The sequence below is a fragment of the Streptomyces sp. genome, from assembly GCF_035644915.1.
GTDB lineage: Bacteria > Actinomycetota > Actinomycetes > Streptomycetales > Streptomycetaceae > Streptomyces.
Genome location: NZ_DASQNP010000205.1, coordinates 1 through 11,591, shown reverse-complemented (window position 1 = coordinate 11,591; position 11,591 = coordinate 1). Strand labels below are relative to the sequence as shown.

9 protein-coding genes are annotated in these 11,591 nt (G+C 75.1%); 4 read left to right on the top strand and 5 right to left on the bottom strand.

Going from position 1 to position 11,591, the window contains the following annotated elements; all coding sequences use genetic code 11:
- Window positions 1–19 precede the first annotated feature (19 nt).
- Window positions 20–1,231, bottom strand: a complete 1,212-nt coding sequence (locus VE546_RS22705) for an allantoate amidohydrolase (RefSeq protein WP_324925326.1) — start codon at window positions 1,229–1,231, stop codon at window positions 20–22.
- A gap of 68 nt (window positions 1,232–1,299) precedes the next feature.
- A complete protein-coding gene (gene hutU, locus VE546_RS22700) occupies window positions 1,300–3,015 on the bottom strand; it encodes a urocanate hydratase (RefSeq protein ID WP_324925298.1) in 1,716 nt (571 codons plus the stop codon).
- Between the two features lie 108 nt (window positions 3,016–3,123).
- Here hutU and VE546_RS22695 point away from each other — a divergent pair, with 108 nt between their 5' ends.
- Window positions 3,124–4,584, top strand: coding sequence for a diaminopimelate decarboxylase (locus VE546_RS22695; protein ID WP_414720552.1), 1,461 nt, complete (start codon window positions 3,124–3,126; stop codon window positions 4,582–4,584).
- Here the strand turns inward: VE546_RS22695 and VE546_RS22690 are convergent.
- Together VE546_RS22690 and VE546_RS22685 are read right to left on the bottom strand one after the other, a co-directional pair.
- Complete coding sequence (locus VE546_RS22690; RefSeq protein WP_324925294.1) at window positions 4,565–5,188, bottom strand: hypothetical protein; 624 nt, start codon at window positions 5,186–5,188, stop codon at window positions 4,565–4,567. The genes VE546_RS22695 and VE546_RS22690 overlap by 20 nt on opposite strands.
- Before the next feature lie 167 nt (window positions 5,189–5,355).
- Window positions 5,356–6,204 carry a MurR/RpiR family transcriptional regulator gene (locus VE546_RS22685; protein WP_324925292.1) on the bottom strand — a complete coding sequence of 283 codons (849 nt, stop codon included), beginning with the start codon at window positions 6,202–6,204 and terminating at the stop codon, window positions 5,356–5,358.
- A 200-nt stretch (window positions 6,205–6,404) separates the two neighbouring features.
- On the opposite strand from VE546_RS22685, the gene VE546_RS22680 reads away from it, so the two are divergent.
- A complete protein-coding gene (locus VE546_RS22680) occupies window positions 6,405–6,845 on the top strand; it encodes a hypothetical protein (RefSeq protein WP_324925290.1) in 441 nt (146 codons plus the stop codon).
- A gap of 241 nt (window positions 6,846–7,086) precedes the next feature.
- On the opposite strand, the gene VE546_RS22675 is transcribed toward VE546_RS22680, so the two are convergent.
- Entirely contained in the window at window positions 7,087–8,505 is a 1,419-nt protein-coding gene (locus VE546_RS22675) for a cystathionine beta-synthase (RefSeq protein ID WP_324925288.1), read from the bottom strand.
- Between the two features lie 185 nt (window positions 8,506–8,690).
- On the opposite strand from VE546_RS22675, the gene VE546_RS22670 reads away from it, so the two are divergent.
- Together VE546_RS22670 and VE546_RS22665 are read left to right on the top strand one after the other, a co-directional pair.
- Window positions 8,691–9,752: an SGNH/GDSL hydrolase family protein gene (locus VE546_RS22670; RefSeq protein WP_324925286.1), complete on the top strand. Its 1,062-nt coding sequence runs from the start codon at window positions 8,691–8,693 to the stop codon at window positions 9,750–9,752.
- Between the two features lie 162 nt (window positions 9,753–9,914).
- Entirely contained in the window at window positions 9,915–11,135 is a 1,221-nt protein-coding gene (locus VE546_RS22665) for an acetyl-CoA C-acetyltransferase (protein WP_324925284.1), read from the top strand.
- The last annotated feature ends 456 nt before the right edge of the window (window positions 11,136–11,591 follow it).

The window sequence follows — 11,591 nt, the reverse complement described above, 5'->3', positions numbered from 1 at the left end:
GCCGGGTCGTTCGTCGGGTTCACCGGCACGCCAGGTCCTCCAGTACGTCGGCGAGTGCCCGTACTCCGGCGGCGCAGTCGTCCTCCCCGGCGGACTCGGCGGGCGAGTGCGAGACGCCGGTGGGGTTGCGCACGTAGAGCATGGCGGTCGGGAGCACGGCGGAGAGGATGCCCGCGTCGTGGCCCGCGCCGGTGGGCAGCACCGGCGCCCCGCCGAGCCGCCCGGCCAGCCGGTCGCGCAGGGCGTGGTCGAACTCCACCACCGGGGTGAAGGACTCGCGGGTGACCGTGACGCGCACCCCGTCGCGCGCGCCGCGTTCGGCCGCCGCGCGTTCGATCTCGGCGACGACGGCGGCGAGGGTGTCCTCGTCGGGGGCGCGGGAGTCGAGCCAGCCCCGCACCAGGGAGGCGATGGCGTTGACGCCGTTCGGTTCGACGGCGACCTTGCCGAAGGTGGCCAGCGCCCCGGCCAGGCGCGCCTTCTTGCGGGCGGCCAGCACGGTGTTGGCGTAGGTCAGCATCGGGTCGCGGCGGTCCTCCAGGCGGGTGGTGCCGGCGTGGTTGGCCTCGCCGTGGAAGTCGAACCGCCACCGGCCGTGCGGCCAGATCGCGGAGGCGACGCCCACCGGGTGGTCGCCGGGCGCGGCGGCGAGGTGGCGGCCCTGCTCGATGTGCAGTTCGACGAACGCGCCGATGCGGGCGAGCCGTTCCGGGTCGGCGCCGATCGCGTCGGGATCGTGTCCGGCCCGCTCCATGGCCCGGGGCAGGGTGGTCCCGTCGGCGTCGCGCAGCTCGCGGGCCCGTTCCGGGGTGAGCTGTCCGGTGGTCAGCCGGGAGCCGACGCAGGCGAGGCCGAAGCGGGCGCCCTCCTCGTCGCCGAAGTTGACGACGGCCAGCGGGCGGGCCGGGCGTGCGCCCCGCTCGCGCAGTTCGTCGAGCGCGGCGAAGGCCGACACCACGCCCAGCGGGCCGTCGAAGGCGCCGCCGTCGGGCACGGAGTCCAGGTGCGAACCGGTCACCACGGCGTCCCCGGCCCCGGGGGCGTCCCCACCGGAGGCGGGGCCGCCGAGCCAGGCCCACTGGTTGCCGTTGCGGTCCACCTCACAGGCCAGGCCCCGGGCGGTGGCCTGCTCCCGGAACCACGCGCGGCACTCGGCGTCCGCGCCGGTCCAGGCGTACCGCCGGTAGCCACCGCCGGGCGCCCGCCCGACGGGCAGCAGGTCCCGCCACATCTCCTGGAACGAGGCGCCCCGCCGCCACGCGGCGGGGGCGGGCGGGGGCGCCGGGGCCCGGCCGGGGGTCACGCGGTGCCTCCGCCGTCTCCCCGGCCGTTCCCGCCTCCGCCGCCCTCGCGCATCGGGACGCGGACGCCGCGCTCGGCGGCGACCTCCTCGGCGCGCTCGTACCCGGCGTCGACGTGGCGGATGACGCCCGTGCCCGGGTCGTTGGTCAGCACCCGGCGGATCTTCTCCCCGGCCAGCGGCGTGCCGTCGGCGACCGTGACCTGGCCGGCGTGGATCGAGCGGCCCATGCCGACGCCCCCGCCGTGGTGGACGGAGACCCAGGAGGCGCCGGAGGCCACGTTGACCATGGCGTTGAGCAGCGGCCAGTCGGCGATGGCGTCGGAGCCGTCGAGCATGGCCTCGGTCTCGCGGTAGGGGGAGGCCACCGAGCCGCAGTCCAGGTGGTCGCGGCCGATGACGATCGGCGCGCTCAGCTCGCCGGAGGCCACCATGTCGTTGAAGCGCTCCCCGGCCCGGTCCCGCTCCCCGTAGCCGAGCCAGCAGATGCGGGCGGGCAGGCCCTGGAAGTGGACGCGCTCCCCGGCCATCCGGATCCAGCGGGCCAGGGACTCGTTCTCGGGGAAGAGGTCGAGGACGGCGCGGTCGGTCGCCGCGATGTCCCTGGGGTCGCCCGAGAGCGCGGCCCAGCGGAAGGGGCCCTTGCCCTCGCAGAACAGCGGCCGGATGTAGGCGGGCACGAAGCCGGGGAAGTCGAAGGCCCGCCCGTAGCCGGCGAGCCGCGCCTCGCCGCGGATGGAGTTGCCGTAGTCGAAGACCTCCGCGCCCGCGTCCTGGAAGCCGACCATGGCCTCCACGTGGCGGGCCATGGACTCGCGGGCCCGCGCGGTGAAGTCGGCGGGCTTCTCGGCGGCGTAGGACGCCATGTCCGCGAAGTCGACGCCCAGCGGCAGGTAGCTCAGCGGGTCGTGGGCCGAGGTCTGGTCGGTGACGACGTCGATCGGCGCGCCCATCGCGAGCAGGCGCGGCACCACGTCGGCGGCGTTGCCCAGGACGCCGACCGACAGCGGGCGCCGCGCGTCGCGGGCCTCGGTGGCCAGGCGCAGGGCGTGGTCGAGGGAGTCGGCGCGCACGTCGAGGTAGCGGTGTTCGATGCGGCGCTCGATGGCGCGCGGGTCGCAGTCCACGCACAGGGCGACGCCGCCGTTCATGGTGACCGCGAGCGGCTGGGCGCCGCCCATGCCGCCGAGCCCGGCGGTGAGGGTGATCGTCCCGGCCAGGGAGCCGCCGAAGCGCTTGGCGGCGACGGCGGCGAAGGTCTCGTAGGTGCCCTGGAGGATGCCCTGGGTGCCGATGTAGATCCAGGACCCGGCCGTCATCTGGCCGTACATGGTGAGCCCGAGCCGCTCCAGGCGGCGGAACTCCTCCCAGGTGGCCCAGTCGCCCACCAGGTTGGAGTTGGCGATCAGCACGCGCGGCGCCCACTCGTGGGTGGTCAGCACGCCGACCGGCCGGCCCGACTGGACGAGCATCGTCTCGTCCGGCCCCAGGGTGGTCAGGGTGCGCACCATGGCGTCGAAGGAGGGCCAGTCGCGCGCCGCCTTGCCGGTGCCGCCGTAGACGACGAGCTGCTCGGGGTGTTCGGCGACCTCGGGATCGAGGTTGTTCTGCAGCATCCGCAGGGCGGCCTCCTGCTGCCAGCCCCGGGCGGTCAGCCCGGTGCCGCGCGGCGCCCGCACGGTTCGCGGTCCTGATGGCCCCGACGTTCCTGTCATGGCCCCTGCCCTCCGTGTGAATTGGATACTACAGCCACTCTACGTAGTGAATAGATCTAGTCAACAGGGGGTGTGCCCGCGCGCCACGGACGTGTTTGTCTTGTCCCCATGGCTTCCACGCACCGTGCCGTCCCGTCCCCCGGGCCCTCCGGATCCCCCACGGCCGCCGGATCCCCCGGCGTGCCCGCGGCCGTCCTCCGCCGCGAGGCCGCCGTCCGGGCGGCGGCCGAGCAGGGGCTGCTCTCCGACGACCGGCCGGTCGCCGCCCTCCTGGACGTGGCGTCCGTACGGGAGGCGGCGGCCGCCCTGCACGCCGCCTTCGCGGAGGTGACCGCCCCCGGCCAGCCCGTGCTGCACGCCTTCGCGGTCAAGGCGTGCTCCCTGGTCCCCGTGCTGCGGCTGCTCGCCGACTGCGGGCTGGGCTGCGAGGTCGCCAGCCCCGGCGAACTGGCCCTGGCCCGGGCCGCCGGGCTCGGCCCGGAGCGCATCGTGCTGGACTCGCCCGCCAAGACGGAGGCCGAGCTGCGCGAGGCCCTGGAGCTGGGCGTCGCCCTCAACGCCGACAACCGCCAGGAGCTGGAGCGGCTGGACGCCCTGATGGCCCCCGGCGCCCTCCCCGCCCCGTCCGCCTCACCGGTCGGCCTGCGCGTCAACCCGCAGCTCGGCGGCGGCAGCATCGGCGCGATGAGCACCGCGACCGCGACCTCGAAGTTCGGGTTCGCGCTGCGGGACGAGGGGGCGCGGGAGTTCGTCGTGCGCGCCTGCGTCGAGCGGCCCTGGATCACCCGGCTGCACTGCCACGTCGGCTCCCAGGGCATGTCCCTGGAGATGATGGCGGCGGGCGTGGCCGCCACCTACGAGCTGGCCGAGGAGGTCAACCGGGCCGCCGGGCGCCGGCAGATCGACACCCTCGACATCGGCGGCGGCCTGCCGGTCAACTTCGCCTCCGAGGAGACCACCCCGACCTTCGCCGAGTACGCCCGGCTGCTGCGCGCCACCGTCCCCGGCCTGTTCGACGGGCGGTACGGACTGGTCACCGAGTTCGGACGGTCCCTGCTGGCCAAGTGCGGGCTGATCCTGGCCCGGGTGGAGTACGCCAAGAGCGCCGGCGGCCGTCCCATAGCGGTCACCCACGCGGGTGCCCAGGTCGCCGTGCGGACGGTCTTCGCACCCGAGGCGTGGCCGCTGCGGGTCGCCGCCTACGACGGGCGGGGGCGGCCCAAGGAGGGCCCCGGCACCGTCCAGGACGTCGCCGGGCCGTGCTGCTTCGCGGGCGACCTCGTGGCCCGGGGCCGGGAGCTGCCCGAGCTGGCGGCGGGCGACCTGGTGGCGCTGCTGGACACCGGGGCGTACTACTTCTCCACCCCGTTCGACTACAACAGCCTGCCCCGGCCGGGCGTCTACGGCTTCACCGTGGCGGACGGCACCACGGACGGCACCGCCGACGGCGACGGCGGCCGTACGGCCGAGGTGCGCTTCACGACCGTACGGCCGCCGCAGACCCTGGACGAGATCGTCGCCGCGTCCGGCGGGGCTCAGCGCGACGCGCTCATCGCGCCGCGGCCGTGACCCGCGCCCGGGGGCGGCGCTCCCGGGCCGGGGCCGCCGGGCGGCGACGGCGCGCACCGCCCGGTGCGGCGTCCCCGGCCAGCGGGCCGGTGGTCGTCCAGCCGCGCACCGCCCTGCGGGCCGGGCTGCGCCCGTCGGCCCACTCCGGGCGCACCCACAGCAGTTGCTCGTGGCGGCGCTCCCAGGCGCCCAGCCACACCGACTTCGCCCACAGGCCCGCGCCGGTCCCGGCCAGCAGCATGCCGCCCGCGGCGGGCGCGGCGGCGGAGGAGGCCACGGCCGCCAGGAAGGCGGCGGTCAGCCACCACCGGCGCCTGCGCAGCCAGGTGCGCACGGTCACCGCGCGGTCGTGCAGCACCACCCACTGGTCCGCCTTGGACGCGCCCCTGATCAGCGTCGAGCAGCGGCGGCGGCGCACCAGGAAGGTGGTGAGGGCGGCCAGGAGGAAGAGCGCGGCCCCGGCCAGCACTCCGATCCGCCGCCCGGTCAGTCCCGGCACCGCCAGTCCGACGCCCGCGGCCGCCACGCCGGTCCACCACAGCGCGACGCCCGCCGTCCGCACGTACACCGCCACCCTCGCCAGCGCATACGCACCGCGTCCCACGGCAAGTCCTCCTCGTCTCCCGGTGTTCCGCTCCGTTCACCTGCATGCCGTCACGGCTTTTCCGCTCCGGGCGGAAGCGTAGTGAGCGAGGATGAGATTCCTCTGAGAAAACCGGACGGAGGACCGGCCGGGACGGACGGCCCGCGCCGGACGGCCCGCCCGGCGGGTCACTCGGCGAACAGTCCCCGCTCGGCGGCGCGCGCGTCGAACTCCTCCAGCCGGGCCTGCGCGTCCGGCAGCTCGTCGCACATCGCCTCCAGCAGCACCCGCCCCAGCATCATGGGCGCGCAGGCGGTGTCGAAGGACAGGGCGGTTCCGACGGCCGCGGGCAGCAGCAGGTCCCGCGGGTGCGCGACGGGCGCGAAGGCGCTGTCGGCGACGGTGACGACGCGCAGCCCGGCCGCCCGCGCGTGCTCCAGGGCGGCCACCACCTCGCGCGGGTGGCGCGGCAGCGCGAAGCACAGCAGCGCGCTCGCCCCGGCGCGCACCGCCCCGTCGAGCCGGTCGGCCAGCATCGAGCCGCCCTCGTCCAGCAGCCGTACGTCCGGGTGCACCTTGGCGGCGAAGTACGCGAAGCCGCGGGCCTGCGCGGCGGCGGCCCGCAGCCCCAGGACGGGCAGGGGGCGGGAGGCGGCCAGCAGGCGTCCGGCCTCGGCGACGGGGGCGGGGTCGGCGAGCTGGTCGGCGAGCCGCCGCAGGTTCTCGATCTCGGCGTGCACGGCCTGCTGGTACTCGTTCCGGACGGCCGGCCCGGCCGTCCCGCCGCCCTCCCCGCCCTCCGCGGGCTGGGCCTCGCGCAGGTACCTGCGCAGCGCCGGATAGCCGTCGAAGCCGAGCGCCACGGCGAAGCGGGTCACCGACGGCTGGCTCACCCCGGCCAGCTCCGCCAGTTCGACGCTGGACAGGAACGGCGCGTCGTCCGCCCGCCGCACCATGCAGTGGGCGATCCGCCGCTGGGTGGGGGTCAGCCGGTGCCCCTCGAACAGCTTCAGCAGCCGCGCGCCCGCGCCGTTCACCGTGTCCTCCCCCGCGTGTCCGCCCGCATCTCGTCTACCCCTCTTCAGCGCTCCCCGACTCCGCATGACTCTATTCAGTATCGGTGCGGAGCGCCGCGCGGGACCGGCCCCGTCCCCGGTCCCGGCCTGGAGGGAGCCCCCCGCGGTTCCGGGGGCTAGCCCCACTGCCCCGGCGGCCGGCCGGCCGTAGCGTGGGGCCCATGGATGCCCGTGGCCCTGACCCTGAGTTGAGGAAAGAGCTCGACGCCACCCTGCAGACGCGCAGGGAGCTCGGGCCGGAGTACGAGTCGGAGCTGGTCGACTCCTTCCTGGAGAAGGTGGACCGGCGTCTGGACTCCGTGATCGACCGCCGCGTGCGGCACCGGATGGCCGAGCAGCAGATGGTCCTGGCCCGCGGCGCCCGCGCGCCCCACGGGGGCCAGCCCGCGGAGGGGCCCGGCGCCGTCTTCGGCCTCGCCGCGATCTCGCTGGTCCTGGCCATCCCGCTCTCGGCGATCGCCGCGGTGAACACGGGGCTGGCCGGGCTGCTGGTCTGCTGGGCCGGGATCGTCGGCGTCAACGCCGTCCACTCCGCGGACCGCCTCCCGTGGTCCCGCGCCCGCCGTGCGGCGCGCCGTACGGCGGACGGCGACTGGGACTGACCCGCGGCGGGGCGCCGCGGCGGAAGGGGGATCGCGCGGGGACCGCCGCACCCCGGCGCACGCGCCGAGGGCGGGACGACGGCGATCCCCGCGAGGACGCGGCCGGGCCGGTCGGGAACCGGCCCCGCGTCCAGGGCGCCGAAGAAGGTCCGGGAGCCGCTCCGGAGTTCCCCGCGCCGATGACCTCCACAGTGCCCCACGGGTGTTAACCGCGTTTTGCGGCGCCGTGACGCCTGCGGTACTACTTCGCCGCGGCCGTCGCGGTCGCCGTGCCGCCCGCTCCCCGGGCCAGGAAGGCCAGCAGGTCCTGCCGGCTGACCACCCCGGTCGGCTTGCCCTCGACCAGCACGATCGCGGCGTCGGCCCGCTCCAGCACCGGCATCAGGTCGGCGACCGGCTCGCCCGAGCCGACCTGCGGCAGCGGCGCGCTCATGTGCGCCTCCAGCGGGTCGTCCAGCTTGGCGCGCTGCGTGAACAGGGCGTCCAGCAGCTCGCGCTCGACGATCGAGCCGACGACCTCCGCCGCCATCACGTCCGGGTGGCCCGCGCCGGGCTTGACGACGGGCATCTGCGAGACGCCGTACTCGCGCAGCACCTCGATGGCCTCGCCGACCGTCTCGTCCGGGTGCATGTGGACCAGGGACGGCAGCGCGCCCTCCTTGTGGCGCAGCACGTCGCCGACGCGGGCCTGGGTGGGCTCGCCCTCCTCCAGGAAGCCGTAGTCGGCCATCCACTCGTCGTTGAAGATCTTCGAGAGGTAGCCGCGCCCGCCGTCCGGCAGCAGGACGACGACCGTGTCGTCCGGCCCGAGGCGCTCGGCCACGCGCAGCGCCGCCACCACCGCCATGCCGCAGGAGCCGCCGACCAGCAGCCCCTCCTCGCGGGCCAGGCGCCGCGTCATCTGGAAGGAGTCCTTGTCGGAGACGGCGATGATCTCGTCCGTCACCCCGCGGTCGTAGGCGTCGGGCCAGAAGTCCTCGCCGACGCCCTCGACCAGGTACGGCCGTCCGGAGCCGCCCGAGTACACCGAGCCCTCCGGGTCGGCGCCGATGATCCGCACCTTCCCGCCGGAGACCTCCTTGAGGTAGCGGCCGGTGCCGCTGATCGTGCCGCCGGTGCCGATGCCCGCCACGAAGTGGGTGATCCTCCCGTCCGTCTGCTTCCACAGCTCGGGGCCGGTGGTCTCGTAGTGCGAGCGCGGGTTGTTGGGGTTGCTGTACTGGTCGGGCTTCCAGGCGCCGGGCGTCTCGCGCACCAGCCGGTCGGAGACGTTGTAGTAGGAGTCGGGGTGCTCGGGGTCGACCGCGGTGGGGCAGACCACGACCTCCGCGCCGTACGCGCGCAGCACGTTGATCTTGTCCGTGGACACCTTGTCCGGGCAGACGAAGATGCAGCGGTAGCCCTTCTGCTGGGCGACGATCGCCAGTCCGACCCCGGTGTTGCCGGAGGTGGGCTCGACGATGACGCCGCCCGGCTTCAGCTCGCCGGAGCGTTCGGCGGCCTCGATCATCCGGACCGCGATCCTGTCCTTCACCGAGCCGCCGGGGTTGAAGTACTCGACCTTCGCCAGGACGGTGGCCTGGATCCCCGCCGTCACGCTGTTCAGCTTGACCAGCGGGGTGTTGCCGACAAGCTCGATCATCGACTCGTGATACTGCACCTGGTTCTCCGCACTCGGGGGCAGTCGCCTTCGCCTGCCCGTACCGCCAGCCTAGGGTGCCGCGGAGGCCGTGCGACGCGCGTTGCGCGGCGGGCGGCACTGGGCAACACACCCATAGTGACGCGTGGCGGGGCGCGCGGGGTGGCCGGGGCCGCGAGGCGCGGCGGAGCTGAGCGGAGGAACCCATGTCGAGAGCGAGAGTGGCGCGCAGGATCGCGACCGCCGCGGCCTACGGCGGCGGGGGCGTGGGGCTGCTCGGCGGGGCCGCCGTCGGCCTGCTGCTGACCCAGGCGCGGCTGGCGAGACGCCGGGTGGGCGAGTCGGACGCGCCGCCGCCGGTGGCGGACGGGCTGTACGGCGCGAACCTCGCCCACGCCGGCCCCGGCGCGCAGCAGACGCCGCTGCGGCTGGCGCTGCTCGGCGACTCCACCGCCGCCGGGCAGGGCGTGCGCCGGGCCGGGCAGACCCCGGGGGCGCTGCTCGCCTCGGGGCTGGCGGCGGTGGCGGAGCGGCCGGTGCGGCTGCGCAACGTGGCGGTGCCCGGCGCGCGCTCGGACGACTTGGACCGTCAGGTGACCCTGCTGCTGGGGGACGACGGGGACGGGTCCGAGGGGTCCGGGGGCGCGCCGGACGTGTGCGTGATCATGATCGGCGCCAACGACGTCACCCACCGCATGCCGCCCGCCCGTTCGGTGCGGCTGCTGTCGGAGGCGGTGGCGCGGCTGCGCACGGCCGGGTGCGAGGTCGTGGTGGGCACCTGCCCGGACCTGGGCACGATCGAGCCGGTGGCCCAGCCGCTGCGCTGGATCGCCCGCCGGATGAGCCGCCAGCTCGCGGCGGCGCAGACGATCGCGGTGGTGGAGCTGGGCGGCCGTACGGTCTCGCTGGGCGATCTGCTGGGCCCGGAGTTCGAGGCGAACCCGCGGGAGCTGTTCGGCCCGGACCACTACCACCCCTCGGCCGAGGGCTATGCGACCGCGGCCATGGCCTTCCTCCCCACGCTCTGCGCCGCGCTGGGCCTGTGGCCGGAGGACGAGCGTCCCGACGCCGCCCGCCGCGAGGGCATCCTCCCGGTGGACCGCGCCGCCGCCGTGGCGGCCGACGAGGGCGGCACCGAGGTCGCGGCGGTCCGCGGCCCGTGGGCGCTGCTGAAGCACCGCCGTCGGCGGCGGCTGCCGGAGGCCGAGGAGGCCGCCCTGTCCCCGGCCCCGTCCACCGATGCCGGGGCGCGTCCCTGGGCACGCTGAGGGAGGAGCGGGTGCGGGGCCGCGCGGCCGGGCCCCGCACCGAGGACTGAGCAAGCGCTTAGAAAAGAGTCCCGGATCACACGCGGCGAGTCGTGACCGGCGTCATACGGACGGGTAGGTTCCCAGGCACACAGCCCTCCACCCTCGTTCCCTGGAGCCGTGATGCCCGAAGCAGTGATCGTCTCTGCCGCCCGTTCGCCGATCGGACGCGCCTTCAAGGGCTCGCTCAAGGAGATGCGACCGGACGACCTGACCGCCGAGATCGTCAAGGCCGCGCTCGCCAAGGTCCCGCAACTGGACCCGGCCGAGATCGACGACCTCATGCTGGGCTGCGGCCTGCCCGGCGGCGAGCAGGGCCACAACCTCGGCCGCGTCGTCGCCGTCCAGTTGGGGATGGACCACCTGCCGGGCTGCACCATCACCCGCTACTGCTCGTCCTCCCTGCAGACCACGCGCATGGCGATGCACGCCATCAAGGCGGGCGAGGGCGACGTGTTCATCTCGGCCGGGGTCGAGACGGTGTCCCGCTCGGTCAAGGGCACCTCCGACGGCCTGCCCGACACCCACAACCCGATCTTCGCCGACGCCGAGGCCCGCACCGCCGCCCGCGCCGAGAAGGGCGGCGAGGGCTGGCACGACCCGCGCGAGGACGGGGAGCTGCCCGACATCTACATCGCCATGGGGCAGACCGCCGAGAACCTCGCCCGGCTCAAGGGCGTCACCCGCCGGGAGATGGACGAGTTCGGCGTGCGCTCGCAGAACCTCGCCGAGAAGGCCATCGCCGACGGCTTCTGGCAGCGCGAGATCACCCCGGTCACCCTGCCGGACGGCACGGTGGTCTCCAAGGACGACGGCCCGCGCCCGGGCGTGACCATGGAGGGCGTGCAGGCGCTCAAGCCCGTCTTCCGCCCCGACGGCCTGGTCACCGCGGGCAACTGCTGCCCGCTCAACGACGGCGCCGCCGCCCTGGTGATCATGTCCGACACCAAGGCCCGGGAGCTGGGCATCACCCCGCTGGCCCGGATCGTCTCCACCGGCGTCTCCGCGCTGTCGCCCGAGATCATGGGCTACGGCCCGGTCGAGGCGTCGAAGCGGGCCCTGAAGCTGGCCGGCATGACCATCGACGACATCGACCTGGTGGAGATCAACGAGGCGTTCGCCGCCCAGGTGATCCCCTCCTACCGCGACCTGGGCATCGACCTGGACAAGCTCAACGTCAACGGCGGCGCGATCGCCGTCGGTCACCCCTTCGGCATGACCGGCGCCCGGATCACCACCACGCTGATCAACTCGCTCCAGTGGCACGACAAGCAGTTCGGTCTGGAGACGATGTGCGTCGGCGGCGGCCAGGGCATGGCCATGGTCATCGAGCGGCTGAGCTGAACCGGCGCGGGGGCGTGCGCCCGGCCGTGCGCCGCGCCGGTCCGCGCCCCGGTGTGACCTGACTCACCGTCGGAGAGCCGGTGAGACCCCGGTGAGACCGAAGCGCCCCCAGGATGTGATCCATGTCCTGGTGGCACGGCGTTCCTCCTGCTCACAGCCGTGCCGCTCCCCCTCCTGACCCCCTGCGGAGGCCCTTCCGGCGGCCCGCCGCACCGCCGCCGACAGGAGATTCCCGGCGGGCTGCGGTAGGAATTCAGGGATCGGAGTTCCAATCGGGAGTACGTCAGTGAGCGCCATATCCCTCGTCCTGCTGCTGGCCGCCGGCTTCGCCACGGCTGTGAGCGGCACGGCCCTGTACGCCGTCTGCCGCCTGCGCCGCAGACTCGCCGAGCTGCGCGTGCGGCTCGCCGCGGCCGAGGCGCACGGCGCCCTGGCCCGCGCCGCGGTGCCCCCGGC